This window comes from Paraburkholderia flagellata, from assembly GCF_021390645.1.
GTDB classification, from domain to species: Bacteria; Pseudomonadota; Gammaproteobacteria; order Burkholderiales; family Burkholderiaceae; genus Paraburkholderia; species Paraburkholderia flagellata.
On record NZ_JAJEJT010000002.1, the window covers coordinates 1564473 to 1582841 of the forward strand.

The window sequence follows — 18369 nt, forward strand, 5'->3', positions numbered from 1 at the left end:
CGTAATCGCCCGCGCCTAAATTTCCGGTTCCGCCACACACGAAGATTCTTCCTTCTCTACGGAACCGAAATGAAAAAAGCGTTGTTGAACCTCCTCGCGCTCGCGGCGGCCGCCGCCTGCACGAGCGCTCACGCACAAAGCAGCGTCACGCTCTACGGCACGGTCGATGCGGGCCTCGACTATGTCAGCAATCAGAAGTCATCCACGGGGCATGGCTCGACGTGGGGCATGCAGTCTGGCAACGTGAGCACGAGCCGCTGGGGCCTGCGCGGCACGGAAGACCTGGGCGGCGGGCTCAAGGCGATCTTCGACCTCGAGAACGGCTTCTCGGTCGTCAACGGCAAGGGCTCCAACGGCGGCTACATGTTCGGCCGGCAAGCGTGGGTGGGGCTTGGCAGCGACCAGTACGGCACGCTCACGCTCGGGCGCCAGTACGACGCGCTCGTGGACATGATCGCGCCGATGTCGGCCACGGGCTCCGGCTTCGGCGGCAACCTCGCGATGCACCCGTTCGATAACGACAACCTCAACAACGACGTGCGCATGAACAACGCCGTCAAGTTCCGCAGCGCGACCTACGCGGGCTTCCAGGTGGAAGGCGCCTACGCGTTCAGCAACCAGGGCGGCGGCTTCTCGAACAATAACGCCTACACGATGGGCGCTTCGTGGAACGGCGGCCCGATCAACCTGGCTGTCGCGTACTTCCAGGGCAACGAGCCCGGCTCGACCACGAACGGCGCGCTGAGCGCCGGCAGCGGCACCGACAACGATCCGATGTTCGTGGCCGCGCGCACCCGCACGCTCGGCGCGGGCGGCAGCTATACGATTGGACCTGCGAAGGTGGGCCTCGTGTTCACGCGCACGATGGTCAACGAACCCACGCAAATCGCCCAGGGCGGCTCGCTCAATGCGTTCGACGCCGACTATCTGACGTTCAATAACTTCGAAGTGAATGGCCGTTACGCGCTCACGCCGCAACTGAGCCTGGGCGGCGCCTATACGTATACGGACGGCTCGGTCAGCCGCGCAGAGGGGAACGCGTCGCCGCACTGGAACCAGTTCATGCTGCAGGCCGACTATGCGTTGAGCCGCCGTACCGACGTGTATCTGGAGGGCGTGTATCAGCGCGTTTCCGGTGCGCAAGGCATTCCGGTGCTCGGCAATGCGTCGATCTATAACCTCGCGGCTTCGTCCAGCAATACCCAGGCAGTCGTCGCAGCAGGGATGCGCCTGAAGTTCTAAGCTCGCTAACGCAAGTCATCAACGAAACGTGAACAGATGATGGATGCGGGCAAAGTCATAACCCTTGTCCGCATTCTGTTTTCCCGGACGTTTGCGGGGCTTCCCATTCCAGTCCGGCACGACTCGACGGCATCGAGCGTGAACTCGAATGCCATCGAATCGTGCCGGTTGGCGCCCGTAAGCATCAAATATCCCCGCGTATGGCCATGAGAGTTTTAAAAAACTAGCACCATCGACTTGTGAGTATTGAGTCGCCGCGCATCCTTATGGTCGGCGGCGACGTGCCGAGACACAGCAAACGCGCGCCGCCGGGGCCGACGTTGCATCGGAGAAGGAACACACTTGCGGGTGCTCAACATCCAGACCTTGTTTTGCAGATTTTCACGCAAACGCGGAGTACGCTGAAAATCCGAAAACAGGACAGGTAACTTATGAAGTGGAACACGCTATACGTACCGCTTGAAACTGGATGGCAATGCACACTAATTCCGGGACCGCAGTATTACGATCTGACATGTTTTGGGCGCGGCTACCGGGATCTGTCGGCACGCTGGCTTTACCCAAAAGCGGGGCGGGACCGCTACTCCTTTTCGTGGAATGCGCCGCCCCTTAGCGAAGTGGACGAAGGCGAGTTGTGGGAAAAGGACCGGCTCAGGCAACTCACGGAAGACCGGGCGGCCTTTACCCGTCATTTCCACCCGAACTGGGACTTGCGTACGATTACCGGGGAAAAGGCACTACGCGAGGTTCAGACGTTTGTCCGCGACCGGTTGAAACTGGCGCACTGGAACCTTCCGACCGATAACGCGGGGGTGCGGAAACTACTATGCGACGCAGTCGCATCCGGTCGGCTTGTGCCGGTAATCAACCGCGAATATCGGGGCCTGCCGCGCGTGGCACAGCCCGATCCCGAGCCGCAGCGCTGCCCCGCGACGGGCGGCGGCGGTACCGCGTATCAGCCAAAAGTCATAAGTTACGGTGAATTTCAGGCACTCCAGCGAGCCAACGGCGAACTTCCCTCACTGAACGCGTCCGCTGGGGGCGTTGGCGCTACGCGTGATCCCTTGCCTGACCTTGGGGTTGCGGCCAGGGCTGAAGATGGTTTTGGCTTGCTCGGCTTCGTTGAGGCGGCGGCGCGTGCTTTGCTCGGCGGCGGTGATGATTCTGACAGCGAAGGCGACGCCGACGAAGCGGATTTGTTTGATGATAGCGGCGACGGTTCAATCCCGCTTGGCAATGCGCAACCGTTCAACTATCAGCCCGATATCCCGGAGGGCGATGACGAAAACCTGGCGGGAATGCCAATCGAGGGTGGTCCGCCTAATACATGGGTTGAGAATCCATCAGGTAGCGGACAAATACGGTTCTACGACGCAAATGGCAACGCTGCCTCAGATTTGGATTTCGACCATGATCACGGATTCGGCATTCCCCATGCCCACAATTGGGACGGAAGAATCCGCGACCTTGGCAATCCCGTTTCATTACTTCCGTACTAGGAAAAGACATGAGTGACTTAAAAGCATTCAACCAATTCCACGATTGGTATCTAGACACTATCCACGTCTCCAAAGAAAGCGAAACATTAATGCTTGGCTTGTATCTACAAGAGCAGCGCGCGCTTGTGTCATTCATCGGGATGAATCGTTGTGCTCTGCAGGACTTTGGCCTGCAAAACATCGTGTACAGGATTGAGGTGCTAAATCCCGGCACCTCGCAATATGAGAAGGCACAGCAGATACTAGCCAAAGCCCAACGATGGACCGATAGTCAACCCGGCAAAATTGCGCGCCTCTTTTCAACGTGCGGAGCCGAGATAATTGTCGAGTTCGATTCAATAGAAATTGCGATGGAATCGCCTGATTCGGGCGGAATTTCCAAAGCCGGCACATGAGGGTCGGCGTCTTGCGTCCGCCTTCTCCGGCGACTCCCGAGTCGGGCGCCAGCACGACGCGCTAGTGGACATGATCGCACCCATGTCGGCCACGGGCTCCAGGTTCGGCGGCAACATCGCGATGCACCCGTTCGACAACAACAATCTCAACAACGACGTTCAATAACTTCGAAGTGAACAACCGTTACGAGCCTCGGCGGCGCCTAATATAACCTCGCGGCTTCGTCCAGCAATACCCAGGCGGTCGTCGCAGCAGGGATGCGCCTGAAGTTCTAAGCTCATGCTTAACGGCTAAACACAAACCAACAGCGGACCGCGCGAGAGAAGCGCGGCCCGCCGTGCTGCATAAAAAAGGGCAGTGTCATCGCGAGGTCATGCAAGCGCGCCATCGTTGCGCAGACACTCACCCTGCGATGCTTGCGCCCGCGCGCGTCAGTCATGCAAGTCCGCTAGCGCAGGCTTCGCCTTCCGCTCCCGAGGCGAGACGACATGACGAAAAAAGACATCCCCGAGAATGCACCCACCGAAAGCGGCGCCAGTGTCTCGCGCCGCGGCTTCCTCAAGCTTGCCGGCGCGTCCGGCTTTGCGAGCGCGGCCAGCGCCTTTGGGGGCAGCGCGAAGGCCGACGCCACCACGCCCGATGGCACGCCCGAGCAGATCCACCTCACCTGGGGCGAAGACCCGACGCGCGAAGTCGTCGTGTCGTGGGCATCGCTCGCGTCCTCCACGAATCCGCGCGTGATCTACAGCGCCGATCGCGGCAAACGCGAGACGGTGCACGCCGTTCAGCGCACTTACACCGACGGGCTCACGGGCGTCGTCGTGTTCACGTATCACGCACGGCTGCGCGCGCTTGAGCCGGCCACGACCTACCGCTACGAAGTCACCGCCGATAACGACAGCCGCGCGAGCAGCCCGTTCAGTGCGAGCTTCGCCACCGCGCCGCGCGCTCGCGCACCGTTTCGCTTCACGAGCTACGGCGACCTCGCCACGCCGAACACGGGCTGGGTGCTTTCGTCGCCGCAAAGCCGCTTCGCAGTGGAAGCCGTGGAGCGATTCCAGCCGCTCTTTCATCTGCTCAATGGCGACCTCTGCTACGCGAACCTGAATCCCGCACACCAGACCGACGTGTGGCGCGACTTCGGCAACAACAACCAGACTTCGTCGGCGAACCGTCCGTGGATGCCGTGCCCCGGCAATCACGAGATCGAGTTCTACAACGGTCCGCAGGGTCTGAATTCGTATCTCACGCGCTATACGCTGCCCGATAACGGCACGCATTTTCCGGGCCGCTGGTACAGCTTCCGCGTGAGCAACGTGCTGTTCGTCTCACTCGACGCCGACGACGTGGTCTATCAGGACGCCGCGGCCTTCGTGGCCGGCCCCTCGCCGCTCGTCCCCGCCGCGAGCACGGGCAACGCGCCCATTCAGCCCGGCTCGTCGTTCTACGTGCGCGGCTACAGCAATGGCGTGCAGACGCGCTGGCTCGAGCAGACCCTGAAAGAGGCGAAGAACGACGACGATATCGACTGGATCGTGGTGCAGATGCACCAGGACGCGCTCAGTTCGTCGAAAACCGGGAATGGCTCGGACAAGGGCATTCGCGAAGCGTGGTTGCCCCTCTTCGACCGCTATGGCGTGGATCTCGTGGTGTGCGGCCACGATCACGACTACGAGCGCAGCTACCCGGTGCGCGGCTGCAATCATCACGCGGGCGTCGATGCGAAGACCGGCGTGAGCGTCGACACGCTACAGCCGCGTCCTGTCACGCATGCCCAGGGCACGGGCAATACCTTCGACACGAGCCACGGCACGATCCACCTGATCCTGGGCGGCGGCGGCACGAGCGCGCCGCTCGATGTGTATGGCGTCGACGCCGGCAACGGCAATCCGCAGGCTCAGGTCTTCACGAAGCCGAACCACCCGGTGCCGGGCACGACCGCAGGCACCTTCGCGCGCCCCACGGCGGATGCGCTCGAAGATGCGATCTGGTCGGCGCAGCGCGATACGGGCACGGGCTATGGCATTGCGGTGTTCGACGTCGATCCCGGCACGCACGGTGGCAAGACGACGATCACGATGAACTACTACCACGCGCCCGGCGCCGATCAGACGCCGACCGCGAATTATGAGTTGTTCGAAACGATAACACTGGCGAAGTCGCGGTAAGCCAAGAACGCGGGGCGCTTGCGCCTCGCGTCGACTTCAGTCTGCGAGCACTGCCTCTTCCACTTCGCGCACCTCGACGGCACTGCCCGCGAGGCGCCGGTAACGCGCCAGCGCCCACAACGGAAAATACGCGGTGTACCCGTGATACTTGAGGTAGTAAATGCGCGGGAACCCCGGCGCATTATGCGAGCGATGCCACCAGAACCCGTCTTCCTGCTGCACGGATAGCAGATACGCCACGCCGCGCCGCACCGATTCGGATTCCCAATCACCGAACGCCATTTGCGCGAGCAGTGCCCACGCGGTGAAATTCGACGTGCTTTCGCCACCATTGGTGCCGGCAAGGCGCGGGTCGATATAACTGTCGTTGGTTTCGCCCCAGCCGCCGTCCGCGTGCTGACGCGCGCGCAGCCACGCGAGCGCGCGTGCGATGTACGGCTGCCGTGGGTCCTCGCCCGCGAGCGCGAGGCCCGCCAGCACGCTCCACGTGCCATAAATGTAGTTGGTGCCCCAGCGGCCCCACCAGCTGCCGTCCGCTTGCTGAGTGGCCTTCACGTACTCGATGGCGCGCGCGAGCGCCGCCTTGTCCTCGGCGCGGCCCGTCACGCCGAAGCACAGGAGCACACGGCCCGATACGTCTTCCGTCGGCGGGTCGAGCAATGCGCCGTGGTCCGCGAAGGGAATCGCGTTCAGATAGAGGCGGTCGCAATCGGCGTCGAAGGCGGCGAAGCCGCCGTTGCGCGATTGCAGGCCGCGCATCCAGTCGAGCGCTCGCGTCACGCGTGCCGCGTAGGGGTCCACGCCCGTTTTGCGGGCCTCCCCGCGGCCGCGGCGGTGGAGCATGGCAACGACCACGGCCGTGTCATCGATGTCGGGATAGTACGGGTTCTCATACTGAAAGGCCCAACCGCCAACCGGCGTGTCCGGCTGCGCGTTCTCGATCCAGTCGCCGCGCACGTCGTCCACCTGGCGGGCGGCGAGCCAGTCGTATGCGCGCGCAATGCGCTGCTGCAGTTCCTGGTCGGTTATCGCTGCCGACGCCGCATCGGCGGGCACGACCGTACGCGCCTGCTCGAGCGCCATCGTGCTCCACGCCGTGTCCCAAACCGGCGAGAGGCACGGCTGGCAATACACGCTGCCGTCCGGGCGCTCGACGAGCAGCTTTTCCAGTGCATTCTCGCAATCGCGGCGCAGCGGATGATCTTCAGGATACCCAAGCACCTGCATCATCTGGTAGCTATAGACGATCGGCGGAAAGATGCCGCCCATGCCGTCCTCGCCGTTCATGCGCTCGGCGCACCAGGCCTCGGCATGCTTCATTGCGCGCTGGCGCAACGCACGCGGCAGCAGCGGTTCGATATGGCGCAGCGCCCGGTCAGCCGCGAGAAACAGCCGGCGCACACCCTTGCCGCGCGCAAAATATTCGTGCTCTTCATCGGGCGGCGTGACGAACAGCTCGGCAATCGATACATCATGCGGGTTGGCCGCGCGCGCCTTCAGCGAACAGAGCGCGAGCAGCGGCACCATGGTCGTGCGCGCCCAGTAGGCGACCTTGTACATCGAAATGGGCACCCACTTCGGGAACAGCACGAATTCGATCGGCATGAACGGCGTGGCGCGCCACGGCACCTGTTCGAAAGTGGCGAGCAGAATGCGCGTGAACACATTCGACTTCGCCGCGCCGCCGAGCTTCAAAATGGTCTCACGCGCGCGCACCATGTGCGGTGCACTCGCCGAATCGCCCGCCGCCTTCAGCGCGAAATACGCCTTCACGCTGCACGAGACATCGGGCGCGCCATCCACGTAGAGGTCCCAAGCGCCGTGCGTTTGCAAACGCTGAATGGCGCGCAGATAGCGCGCCATCTTCTCCTGACGCACCCCGTCGATCTTGCCCATGAAATGCATCATGAGGATGTATTCGGCGGTGATCGTGGCGTCCGACTCAAGCTCGAAGCACCAGCTTCCATCGGCATCCTGCTGCCGCACGAGCGCCTCGCGGCCGCGAATGATCGAGGCGTCGAGCGCGGCCTTGGCGGCTGCCGACGCGGTAAAAGGTGGGCTGGAATTTTGCATGCGGCGGATCATACCATCCGTACGGAATGTTTAGCCGCGAAGCCTGCAATGGTATGATCGCCGCCATGAAAGACTCCTCCGTCAAGGCGCCCGCGCGCGCGACAAGGCGCGGCGCGAAGGCGGCTGACGCAGCGGCTCCCTCTGCTCCGGCGACCTCGAAGCCCTCTTCCCCACCCAACGAAGCAGCGCCGGCCGCCGGCACGCGCCGCAAGAAGGCCCCAGTCCAGGTGCGCGCGCAATTGCTGCAGGCGGCTTCCGATATCGCCACCGATCAAGGCGTGCCCGCCGTCACGCTCGACGCCGTAGCCGAACGCGCGGGCGTGACCAAGGGCGCGCTGCAATATCACTTCGCCAACAAGCAGGGCTTGCTCGATGCGCTCTTCGAGCAGACGCTGACCCGATTCGAACAGCAGATGCATACGCGCATCGAAGAAGGCGTAGCGCAAGGCGCGCCCAAATCCGGCGCCGCCGCGCGCGCCTACCTGCACACGACGATCGACGAAACGAGCCCCGCCGCCAGCACCAACGTGCTGCGCGTGCTGGTGGCCGCGATGATGACCGACCCCGCGATTCGCGAGCGCTACGCCGCGCCCATGCGCAAGTGGACGCGCCCTGACCCGCTGCCGCTCGAAGCCGCCGCCCGCCTCATGATCTGCCGGCTCGCCGCAGACGGCCTGTGGATCTCCGACCTGCTCGGCTACCAGAACATGCCGCCGCGCCTGCGCGCCGAGGTGGTGCGTCAGCTGGAGCAACTGGTGCTTGTGAAAGACTAAAGAAAGCATGCGTCAGGGAACACCCTGACCGCCGCGCATTCACGCGCGGCGCACTATGCCGAAATCGTCACCGCGCAAGGGCCGTTCGAGCAAGACGCCCAAAATGGCGCGACCTACGATTGTCGGCATGAAAACCCTGACCGTTATCGACTCCCACACCGGCGGCGAGCCCACGCGCCTCGTGATCGCAGGCGGCCCCGAGCTGGGCCACGGCCCGCTCGCCGAACGCCTCGCCGTTTTCCGTCGCGACTTCGACCGCGTGCGCGCGGGCGTCGTCAACGAGCCGCGCGGCTCGGACGTGATGGTCGGCGCGCTGCTTTGCGAGCCGCATGATCCGTCCTGCTCCGCTGGCGTGATCTTCTTCAACAACGTCGGCTTTCTCGGCATGTGTGGGCACGGCACCATCGGCCTCATCGCGTCGCTCGCGCATCTCGGGCGCATCGCGCCCGGCGTGCATCGCATCGAAACGCCCGTGGGCAACGTCGAAGCCGAACTGCACGCCGACGGCAGCGTCACCGTGCACAACGTGCCCGCGTATCGCTACCGCGAGGCGGTGCCGCTCGACGTGCCAGGCTACGGCCGCGTGCATGGCGACATCGCCTGGGGCGGCAACTGGTTCTTCCTCGTAGCCGATCACAACCTCACGCTCGAAGCGGGCAACGTCGAAGCGCTCACCGAAGCCACTTGGGCGATGCGCCAGGCGCTCGAGGCGAACGGCATTACCGGCGCGAATGGTGCGTTGATCGACCATATCGAACTCTTCGCGCACTCCGACGTCGCGGGCATCGACAGCCGCAATTTCGTGCTGTGTCCCGGCAAGGCCTACGACCGTTCGCCGTGCGGCACCGGCACGAGCGCGAAGGTCGCGTGCCTCGCCGCAGACGGCACGCTCGCTCCCGGCGCGCAGTGGCGGCAGGAAAGCATCATCGGCAGCGTATTCGAGGCGAGCTATGAAACCGCGCCTGAACTCCCCGCGGGCCATGTGCGCCCGAGCATACGCGGTAGCGCGCATATTAGCGCGGAGTCCAAACTGATTTTCGCCGACGACGATCCGTTCGCGTGGGGCATTCCCGCGTGATGCAAGGTTCGAGCGGTCAACACGATGTCGTCGTGATCGGCGCGGGCATCGTGGGCGCGGCGTGCGCGCACGAACTCGCCGCGCACGGTCTGAACGTACTCGTCATCGAGCGCGCGGGCGTGGGCGGCGGCGTGACGGCTGCTGGCATGGGTCACCTCGTCGTGATGGACGACACGCCTGCCGAGTTCGCACTGAGCGCGTGGTCGCTCGCTCTGTGGCACGCGCTCGCGCCGCGCCTCGACGAACGCCATGCGTTCTTGCGCTGCGGCACACTCTGGGTCGCCGCCGACGACGAGGAACTCGCGCTCGCGCAAGCACGCCAGCAGGCGCTGCAACACCAGGGCGTGGCCTGCTCGATGCTCGACGCGCACCAGTTGCGCGAAGCGGAACCGGGTCTGCGCAATGACCTCGTAGGCGGCATGATCGTCGACAACGACGCCGTCGTTTACGCGCCTGCTGTTGCGGCATGGTTGCTGGAACAACCGGTTAGCGGCCGCGTAACCTGCCGCACCCGAACGCAAGTCGCGCGCATCGACCGCGCGGGTGTGCATCTCGCCGATGGCGAGGTCATTGGCGCGGGCGCGGTCCTGGTCGCGAATGGCCTGCAGGCGCTCGATTTGCTGCCGCGCCTGCCGCTGCAGGCCAAGAAGGGACACCTGCTCATTACCGACCGCTATCCCGGCACGATTCGCCATCAGATTCTCGAACTCGGCTATATCAAGAGCGCGCACAACGCGAGCGGCACCTCGGTCGCATTCAACGTGCAGCCGCGGCCAACCGGACAATTGCTGATCGGCTCGTCGCGCCAGTTCGACAACACGGACCCTGCCATCGAGCCTGCGATTCTCGCGCGCATGCTGCGCCGCGCCGCCGAATATCTGCCGCAATTGCCCACGCTGAACGCGATTCGCGCATGGACGGGCTTTCGCCCGGCGTCGAGCGACGGCATGCCGCTGATCGGCCCCGCTGCCTCGTTCGCCGATGACGACAACCATCCGTCCACGTGGCTCGCCACCGGACACGAGGGCCTGGGCGTCACCACGGCGCTCGGCACTGCGAAACTGATTGCCGCGCAAATGCTTGGACGCGCCGCCGCCATCGACGCGACGCCGTATCTCCCCGCGCGCTTCGCTGCCCAGGGGGCCGTGCATGTCTGAATCCAATACGACGTTGACGGTCGATGGCCGCAAAGTGGCCGTCGCGCAGGGCAGTTCGGTTGCAGCCGCCATCACCGTTGCCGCAAATAATGCCGCCCCCATCACGCGGCGTTCGGTGAGCGGCGCGCTGCGCGGGCCGGTGTGCGGCATGGGCATTTGCCAGGAATGCCGCGTCACCATCGACGGCGTGCCCCATCGGCTTGCATGCCAGACGGTTTGCGTCGCGGACATGAATGTCGTCACCGGGAATGCAGCGCCATGAAGTTCGATATCCTGATCATTGGCGCGGGACCGGCCGGATTGAACTCCGCGCGTATCGCGGCGCAGGCGGGCGCATGCGTAGGCATCGTCGATGACAATGCGCTGCCTGGCGGCCAGATCTGGCGTCAGGGTCCCGGCCATCGCGCCACGGGCCCCGCGCGCGCCGTGCTCGATGCCCTCGCCGCACGCGCGAACGTCACGCTGCTAAGCGGAACCCGCATCGTGCAAACGCTGCCGGAGCGGCAACTGCTCGCGGAAAGCCCCGACCGGGCGCTCACGCTCGCTTACGACAAGCTCATCATCGCCTCAGGCGCGCGCGAACGCTTCCTGCCCTATCCCGGCTGGACCTTGCCGGGCGTCACGGGCGCGGGAGGCTTGCAGGCGCTCATCAAGGGTGGCATGCCCGTGCGCGGGGAGCGTATCGTCATCACGGGTAGCGGGCCGCTGCTCTGGGCCGCCGCCGTGACCGCACGTCAGCATGGCGCGACGATCGCCGCAATCGTCGAGCAGGCGCCACCGCAAGCGGTGCGCCGCTTCGCGGCAGGCCTCATGCAAACGCCCGCGAAACTCGCACAGGCGCTGCGCATGCGCTTCGATCTGCGCGCCACGCCTTACTGGTGCGAAGCCTACGTGACCGAGGCAATCGGCACAACGCGCGTGACGCAGGTGCGCGTGCGGCGCGGCAACGACGAAATGCTCGTCGATTGCGACCGGCTCGCTTGCGCGTTTGGCCTCGTGCCCAATACAGGCGTCGGCGCGGCGCTGGGTTGCGAGTTGGGCACCCACGCAAACGCTCCCGCCATCGCCGTGAACGAATGGCAACAGACCTCGACGGAAGCCATTTACGCGGCTGGCGAATGCACGGGTGTGGGCGGCATGGAACTCGCGGCGGTGGAAGGCCGCATCGCGGCGTATGCCGCGCTCGGGGACAACGCGAACGCCCAGCGCCTGTTCGCCGAGCGCGAGCGTTACCGCCGCTTCGCTGTGCGCCTGCACGCCGCATTCGAACTGGCACCCGCGTTGCGCGCACTCCCGCAGCCCGACACCGTGTTTTGCCGTTGCGAGGATGTCGCATATCACGACGTTGCCCGCCACGCGTCGTGGCGCGACGCCAAGCTGCAGACGCGCTGCGGCATGGGTCCCTGCCAGGGCAAGATTTGCGGCGAGGCGGCGGCGTTCTGCTTCGGCTGGCCGCAAAACGGCCAGCGCCCGCCTTTCTCGCCCGCGCGAATCGACACCTTGCTGCACGCAGAAACGACGCCATAGCGCCGCACACGTTTTTTATTGCAGATGCGCGAGCGCGCGCAAATCGGCACAATGGTGCTTTCCCGCCGATCCCGCCCCAAGCGCCACGCGATGCCCGAACTGGTCCTGCCCGCCGCCCTCGAAAACGACACGTTTGCGCAGATGGTCGCGCATTTCACCATGCTCGAACCGCTGTTCGACGCCATGCCCGACGTGGTCTTCTTCGTGAAAGACGACGCGGCGCGCTACGTGATCGCGAACACCACGCTTGCCGCGCGCTGCGGCTTCAAAGAGAAGCGCGCGCTGCTCGGCAAGACGGCCGAGCAGGTTTTCCCCTCCCGCTTCGGCCACAGCTATACCGCACAGGACGAGGCCGTGGTGCGCCAGGGCAGCAGTCTCATCGACCAACTCGAACTGCACCTTTATCCAGGGCGGCAACCGGGCTGGTGCCTCACCTCGAAAGTCCCGCTGCACGACGCGCGTGGCCGCGTGCTGGGCGTAGCGGGCATTTCGCGCGACCTGCAGGCCGCCGAAGGCACGCATCCCGCTTACCAGCGGCTCGCGGTCGCCGCGAAGTACATCCAGGACAACTATGCGCAACCGCTCAAGCTCGCGCATCTGGCGAAGCTCATCAACATGTCGGTGGCGCAGATCGAGCGTTACTTCCACAAGATCTTTCACCTCACGCCGCGCCAGATGCTACTGAAAACGCGTCTGGACGCGGCCTCGGTGCTGCTTGCGAGCGACCTGAGCATCACCGACATCGCCACGCAATGCGGCTATAACGATCACAGCGCGTTCACGCGGCAATTCAAGGCCACGGTGGGCGTCACGCCAAGTCAGTATCGCGCGTTGCTGCAAACGCCCGCAGGCGCGCAAACGTCCGGCGCCTGAGCCTCGCACATGCAGGCCCAGGGTTCTCCCTGAGCCATGCTCGACTATGCAGATTTCGTCTTCTTGAAGCGCGAAAGGCCCCAAGCGCCAAACGATTTGGACAGCGATACTCCACTCACATTCAACACGTACCGGCGCGAGCCGCTACGCATTCAAGGAGTGAGTCACAGTGAGCGCTATCCAGTGGAGCGGGGTGTTTCCCGCCGTCAGCACGCAGTTCAAGGCGGACTTCTCGGTCGATATCGACGCCACGCACCGGGTGGTGAGCAATCTCGTCAAAGATGGTGTGTCGGGCCTCGTGGTGTGCGGCACCGTCGGCGAGAACACCTCGCTCGCGACGAATGAAAAGATCGCCGTGATCGAAGCCGCGCGCGACGCCGCCGGCGGCAAGGTGCCGGTGATCGCGGGCATTGCCGAATTCACCACCGAGTTCGCGCGCCAAACCGTGAAGGAAGCGGCACGCGTAGGCGTGGACGGCGTGATGGTCATGCCGGCGCTCGTGTATTCGTCGAAGCCCCATGAAACGGCCGCGCATTTCCGCGCCGTGGCTTCCAGCACCGACGTGCCGGTGATGGTCTACAACAATCCGCCGATCTACAAGAACGACGTCACGCCCGACATCCTGATCGCTCTTCAGGATTGCGAAAATATCGTCTGCTTCAAGGATTCGTCGGGCGATACGCGCCGCTTCATCGATCTGCGCAATGCCGTGGGCGACCGCTTCGTGCTGTTCGCGGGCCTCGACGACGTGGTGGTCGAAAGCGTGGCAGTGGGCGCGCAAGGCTGGGTCTCGGGCATGTCGAACGTGTTCCCTAAGGAAGGCGAAACGCTGTTCCGTCTCGCGAAGCAAAAGCGCTTTGACGAAGCGCTCGCGCTGTATCGCTGGTTCATGCCACTGCTGCACCTCGACGCACGCCCCGACCTCGTGCAGTGCATCAAGCTGTGCGAAGAGCTGGTGGGCCGCGGCAGCGCGACCACGCGCCCGCCGCGCCTTCCGCTCGAAGGCGAAGCGCTCGCGCACGTGAAGGCCGTGGTCGAGAAGGCGCTCGCCACGCGCCCCGCGCTGCCGGACGTCGGTCTGTAAGACTGACTCAAGCGCGCCTCTCTCCCAAGCTTCTTTCGGATCACCAAAACCGGGCCACGTTGGCCCGGTTTGTCTTTTTACACGGGATGCCATGTCCAGCACCGTCACGAACGACGCACCCGAACAGGTCGTCCTCACGCTCGACGAAGTCTTCACACTCTCGCGCAACGTGCTGCTGCGGCACGGCATGTCCGAGGCGCATGCCGATGCGATCGCGCGCGTCATCACGCAAGGCCAGCGCGACGAATGCCACTCGCATGGCATTTATCGCCTGCTCGTCTGCGCGCGTTCGCTCAAGAGCGGCAAGGTCGATGCGCGCGCCGAGCCCACGCTGCGCGATATCGCACCCGGCGTGCTAGCCGTGGACGCGCACTACGGCTTTTCGCTGCTCGCATTCGAAACCGGCCTGCCCGTGCTCGCGCAGAAGGCGCGCAGCCAGGGCATCGCGGCAATGGCCATCAACCACTGCTTTCATTTCTCGGCGCTGTGGCCCGAGGTCGAAGCCATTGCGGCGCAAGGACTCGTGGGCATCGCGATGAACCCGAGCCATAGCTGGGTCGCGCCAGCGGGCGGCACGCGCGGTGTGTTCGGAACGAATCCGCTGGCGTTCGCGTGGCCACGCGAAGGCGGCCTGCCCTTCGTGTTCGACTTCGCAACGAGCGCCATTGCGCGCGGCGACATCGAACTGCACGCCCGCGAAGGCAAGCCCATTCCCCCGCATTGGGCGCTCGATCGCGACGGCGAGCCCACCACCGACGCTCGCGCCGCGCTGGACGGCGCGATGCAGACCTTCGGCGGCCACAAGGGCTCGGCGCTCGCGGCCATGATCGAGCTGCTCGCGGGCGCGCTGCTCGGCGACCTCACGAGCATGGAGTCGCAGGCCTTCGACGGCGGCGCGGGCGCGAGCCCTTGCCACGGCGAACTCATCATCGCGATCGATCCGCGGCGATTCGGCGGCGACGGCTATGAAGCCGGTCAGGCGCGTGCGGAGCGGCTGTTCGCCGCCATCACCGCACAGGGCGCGCGTTTGCCGTCGCAGCGCCGGTTCGAGGCGCGCGGGCGCAGCGAACGCGATGGCGTGAAGGTGCCGCGCGCGCTATACGACGATGTGCGCAAACTCCTCGACTGATTGACAAGCGCTCCCCTCGCGTGCCGCTTAAGCACCGGTTAAGCCGGGATGAGCGACAATGTAAGGTCGAAATTAGGGGAGCAAGCGATGCGCCTGTTGCTGGTGGAAGACGATGAAATGATTGCCGAAACGGTGCTCGACTCGATGCGCCGCGAGGGTCATGCCGTCGACTGGGCGCGCGACGGGCGGGAAGCCGAGCTTTCGCTCGACAACGACGTCTACGACCTCGTGCTGCTCGATCTCGGGCTGCCGAAGAAGGACGGGATCGAGGTGCTCAACGGCTATCGCCGCAAGGGCGGTGAAGCGGCCGTGCTGATCCTGACCGCGCGCGACTCGATCACCGACCGCATCGCCGGGCTCGACGCCGGCGCCGACGACTACCTGATCAAGCCCTTCGATCTCGACGAACTGGCCGCCCGCACACGCGCCATGCTACGCCGCCGCACGGGCCAGAAGCAGCCGGTGTACGCGCACTGCGGCCTGGCGCTCGACCCCGCCGCGCACGAGGTAACGAAAGACGGCGAGAGCGTCGCGCTCGTGCCGCGCGAATTCGCGCTGCTGCGCGTGCTCATCGAACAGCCCGCGCGCGTGTTCACGAAGGCCGAACTCGAAGAGCGCATGTACGGCTGGGGCGAGGAAGTCGGCAGCAACGCGATCGAGGTGCACGTGCACAGCTTGCGCCGCAAGATCGGCACCGACCAGATCGTGACCGTGCGCGGCGTGGGCTACCGGCTCAAGAGACCGGAATGAACTCCATCCGCCGCCGCCTGCTGGGCTGGCTCATCTGCGGTTTCGCGGCCGCTTCCATGGTGGCGGGCTTCGGCATTTTTCACACCGCGCGCGAGGAAGCGGGCGAGCTGTTCGACTACGAGCTGCACGCGGTGGCGCTTTCCATGCCCGCGAACGTCGCGACGGCGCGCGAGGTCGAGCAGTCCAGCCCCGGCTTCGACGAGATCGCCGACGACCGCATTCTCATCCAGATCTGGGACCGCGACGGCAAGCTGATTTACCGTTCGCAGGAAACGCCCATACTGCCGCGCCAGCCCACGGGCTTTCGCACGATCGAAAACGACGAGGTGCATTGGCGCGTGTACGGCATTGCGCAGCCGGAACGCTTCGTTCAGGTCGCGCAGCCCATTTCCGTGCGCGATGGGCTGGCGCTGCACCTGGCGCTCCATACGTTGTGGCCGCTCGCGCTGCTCGTGCCGGTAGCCATCGTGCTCGTGCTGTTCGTGGTGACGCGTGGGCTCGCGCCGGTGCGCGCGTTGTCGGCGCTGCTCGCTTCGCGCTCGGCCCATGCGCTGGAGCCGTTGCGTGTCGACGGTTCGGTGCCCGTCGAACTGCGCCCGCTCGTCGTCGCGCTCAACGATCTGCTGGACCGTTTGAATGCGGCCTCGCAGGCGCAGCGCACCTTCATCGCCGATGCCGCGCACGAGCTGCGCTCGCCGCTCGCCGCGCTCAAGCTGCAATGGCAGGCGGCGCTGCACGACGGCACGCTGAACGGCGAGCCGCGCACGCTCGAGCGCATGCAAACACGCCTGAACCGGACGATACGCCTCGTGCAGCAACTGCTCACGCTCGCGCGTGAAGATGCGCAGGCGAGCGCGCCCGCCACGATCGTGAGCCTGCGGCGGCTGGGCGAACAGGCCATCGGTGACTTCTCGCTGCTCGCGGAGGAGAAAGGCATCGACCTCGGCCTGGAGTCACGGCCGCCCGTTACGCCCGAGTGCATCTGCAACGTGAGCGCCGACGCGCACGGCCTGAACACCCTCCTGAACAATCTGCTCGACAATGCGATCCGCTATACGCCCGCGGGCGGCAAGATCGATCTCGTGCTCACGCGCTCACAGGACACGCTCGGCTTCGAAGTCATCGATAACGGGCCCGGCATTCCCGAAGGCGATCTCGAGCGCGTGCTCGACCGCTTCTTTCGCGGCGATCATGCGCTGGGCACCGGCAGCGGGCTTGGCCTCTCGATCGTGGCGCGCATCGCACAGCGTCAAGGCCTGACGTTCACGCTGCGCAACAACCCGGGTGGTCGCGGGCTCACAGCGGCGGTGAGCGGACTGTCCGCGCATGATGGGCCGGCGGCCAATGCGAATACGGCCGCCGGCAGAGTCGCCCGGGCGACGAGCGATTCGGCCTGAGGCCGCACGCTCGCTACGAATCACTGCGCGAATCACTGCGCAGGCGCGCCCTGCACCAGTTCCAGCACGCGATACGCGAAGCGCACGCGCGATTCGGTGGGGTGATTGCGGTTGGCGAGAATGACGATTGCCGTCTTGCGCGCGGGCTCGAACGCGAGATAGCCGCCAAAACCTTTTGTCGCCCCCGTCTTGCCGAGTAACGCGTCGGGCTGCGGCGGCAGCGGCGGGATCAACGCCGTGGCCGGGTTGTCCTCCAGCACCATGGCGTTCGCGTTGCCTTTCACGAGATCATTCAGGCTCACGGGCTGAGCGTACTGCTCCCATACGAGGTCCTGAACGAACGGGCCCGCGCGGAAATATCCCACATGCGTGGCCTCCAGCGCGCGCTGCAACTCCGGCTCCACTTCGACCTCGCCCATGTTCGCTTCGAGAAAGCGCAGCATGTCGCGCGTATCCGATTTCACGCCGTAGGCTTCGTCGGCGAGCACGCCGGGGTTCAGGCGCACGGGCATATCCTTGCTGTTGTAGCCCTGCGCATAGGCCGCGCGCTGCGCGGCGGGCACGCGAATGAACGTGTGTGCGAGCCCGAGCTTTGGAAAGAGCGTTTTCTCCACGGCGTCCGCGTAGCTCATGCCTAACTGCTGCGCCGTGATACGCGCGAACATGCCGATGCTCGGGTTCGCATAGGTGCGCTGCGTGCCCGCCGGATAGCGCGGGCGCCATGCCTTGAGCCACGCCATCAGCTGCGCGTCGTTCGTGACTTCGTCGGGCACCTGCAGCGGGAAGCCGCCACCCGTGTGCGTGCCGAGATTGATGAGCGTAAGCGCGCCGAACGGCGTGCCGCGCATGTCGGGCAGATAGCGGCTCACTGGCGCATCGAGCGCGAGCTTGCCGTTCACTTGTGCCCACGCGGCGAGCGTTGCGGCGAAGGTCTTGCTCATCGAGCCGAGTTCGAAGAGCGTTTCGTTCGTGACGGGCTCGCCCGTTTCCTTCGATGCGACACCGAAGTTGTAGAAGCGCTCCGTGCCGTTCACGGCGACCCCGATGGCGAGGCCGGGAATCCCATTCTCGCGCATGAACGCGAGCGCGGCTTCGCGTAGTTGTGCGTCGCTGCCGTTGGCCGCTTCTGCGCCGATGACGGGACGGTTCAGGGCGACGGCGACGAGCAGAGCGCCGGCACAGACCCTTGCGAGTGAACGAAGCAAGATCGCCTCCTTGCGCGG

General features: G+C 65.1%; 16 protein-coding genes and 2 pseudogenes. 15 read left to right on the top strand and 3 right to left on the bottom strand.

The annotated features are described in order from the left end of the window. Nucleotides 1-69 precede the first annotated feature (69 nt). Nucleotides 70-1242: a porin gene (locus L0U83_RS21305; RefSeq protein WP_233886044.1), complete on the top strand. Its 1173-nt coding sequence runs from the start codon at nucleotides 70-72 to the stop codon at nucleotides 1240-1242. A gap of 45 nt (nucleotides 1243-1287) precedes the next feature. On the opposite strand, the pseudogene L0U83_RS21310 reads toward L0U83_RS21305, so the two are convergent. Beyond that, nucleotides 1288-1430, bottom strand: a pseudogene (locus L0U83_RS21310) (IS5/IS1182 family transposase); the annotation flags it as partial. 243 nt (nucleotides 1431-1673) lie between these two features. Between L0U83_RS21310 and L0U83_RS21315 the strand changes: the two are divergent. The 4 genes and pseudogenes from L0U83_RS21315 (at nucleotide 1674) to L0U83_RS21330 (ending at nucleotide 5305) form a co-directional block, all read left to right on the top strand. Beyond that, nucleotides 1674-2741 (top strand): hypothetical protein, encoded by a 1068-nt coding sequence (locus L0U83_RS21315; protein WP_233886046.1) that lies wholly within the window; start codon nucleotides 1674-1676, stop codon nucleotides 2739-2741. Nucleotides 2742-2749: 8 nt separating this feature from the next. Beyond that, on the top strand, nucleotides 2750-3136 hold the full coding sequence (locus L0U83_RS21320) for a hypothetical protein (RefSeq protein ID WP_233886048.1): 387 nt from the start codon (nucleotides 2750-2752) through the stop codon (nucleotides 3134-3136). Nucleotides 3137-3173: 37 nt separating this feature from the next. Next, a pseudogene (locus tag L0U83_RS41045) lies at nucleotides 3174-3293 on the top strand (porin); the annotation flags it as partial. A 332-nt stretch (nucleotides 3294-3625) separates the two neighbouring features. Continuing rightward, nucleotides 3626-5305 carry a purple acid phosphatase family protein gene (locus L0U83_RS21330; RefSeq protein ID WP_233886049.1) on the top strand — a complete coding sequence of 560 codons (1680 nt, stop codon included), beginning with the start codon at nucleotides 3626-3628 and terminating at the stop codon, nucleotides 5303-5305. Between the two features lie 36 nt (nucleotides 5306-5341). Here L0U83_RS21330 and shc read toward each other — a convergent pair whose 3' ends face one another. After that, nucleotides 5342-7390 carry a squalene--hopene cyclase gene (gene shc, locus L0U83_RS21335; protein ID WP_233886051.1) on the bottom strand — a complete coding sequence of 683 codons (2049 nt, stop codon included), beginning with the start codon at nucleotides 7388-7390 and terminating at the stop codon, nucleotides 5342-5344. A 53-nt stretch (nucleotides 7391-7443) separates the two neighbouring features. Between shc and L0U83_RS21340 the strand changes: the two genes are divergently transcribed. From L0U83_RS21340 to L0U83_RS21385, 10 genes are all read left to right on the top strand, one after another. Then, nucleotides 7444-8151: a TetR/AcrR family transcriptional regulator gene (locus L0U83_RS21340; RefSeq protein WP_233886053.1), complete on the top strand. Its 708-nt coding sequence runs from the start codon at nucleotides 7444-7446 to the stop codon at nucleotides 8149-8151. A gap of 118 nt (nucleotides 8152-8269) precedes the next feature. After that, entirely contained in the window at nucleotides 8270-9229 is a 960-nt protein-coding gene (locus tag L0U83_RS21345) for a 4-hydroxyproline epimerase (RefSeq protein WP_308445065.1), read from the top strand. Next, entirely contained in the window at nucleotides 9229-10386 is a 1158-nt protein-coding gene (locus L0U83_RS21350) for an NAD(P)/FAD-dependent oxidoreductase (RefSeq protein ID WP_233886597.1), read from the top strand. The genes L0U83_RS21345 and L0U83_RS21350 overlap by 1 nt, the downstream gene beginning before the upstream one ends. Next, the gene (locus L0U83_RS21355) at nucleotides 10379-10648 is read left to right on the top strand and encodes a (2Fe-2S)-binding protein (RefSeq protein WP_233886055.1); all 270 of its coding nucleotides are present in this window, start codon (nucleotides 10379-10381) and stop codon (nucleotides 10646-10648) included. The genes L0U83_RS21350 and L0U83_RS21355 overlap by 8 nt, the downstream gene beginning before the upstream one ends. Next, nucleotides 10645-11913, top strand: a complete 1269-nt coding sequence (locus tag L0U83_RS21360; RefSeq protein WP_233886057.1) for an FAD-dependent oxidoreductase — start codon at nucleotides 10645-10647, stop codon at nucleotides 11911-11913. Before L0U83_RS21355 ends, L0U83_RS21360 begins: the two co-directional genes overlap by 4 nt. 90 nt (nucleotides 11914-12003) lie before the next feature. Further along, on the top strand, nucleotides 12004-12786 hold the full coding sequence (locus L0U83_RS21365) for an AraC family transcriptional regulator (protein ID WP_233886059.1): 783 nt from the start codon (nucleotides 12004-12006) through the stop codon (nucleotides 12784-12786). Between the two features lie 169 nt (nucleotides 12787-12955). Further along, a complete protein-coding gene (locus tag L0U83_RS21370) occupies nucleotides 12956-13870 on the top strand; it encodes a dihydrodipicolinate synthase family protein (protein WP_233886061.1) in 915 nt (304 codons plus the stop codon). A 91-nt stretch (nucleotides 13871-13961) separates the two neighbouring features. Further along, a complete protein-coding gene (locus tag L0U83_RS21375; protein ID WP_233886063.1) occupies nucleotides 13962-14999 on the top strand; it encodes an Ldh family oxidoreductase in 1038 nt (345 codons plus the stop codon). An 87-nt stretch (nucleotides 15000-15086) separates the two neighbouring features. After that, nucleotides 15087-15749 (top strand): response regulator, encoded by a 663-nt coding sequence (locus tag L0U83_RS21380; RefSeq protein ID WP_233886065.1) that lies wholly within the window; start codon nucleotides 15087-15089, stop codon nucleotides 15747-15749. Further along, on the top strand, nucleotides 15746-17146 hold the full coding sequence (locus L0U83_RS21385; RefSeq protein ID WP_233886067.1) for an ATP-binding protein: 1401 nt from the start codon (nucleotides 15746-15748) through the stop codon (nucleotides 17144-17146). Before L0U83_RS21380 ends, L0U83_RS21385 begins: the two co-directional genes overlap by 4 nt. Before the next feature lie 32 nt (nucleotides 17147-17178). Here the strand turns inward: L0U83_RS21385 and ampC are convergent, their stop codons facing one another. Then, complete coding sequence (ampC, locus tag L0U83_RS21390) at nucleotides 17179-18351, bottom strand: class C beta-lactamase (protein ID WP_233886069.1); 1173 nt, start codon at nucleotides 18349-18351, stop codon at nucleotides 17179-17181. Nucleotides 18352-18369: the final 18 nt, after the last annotated feature.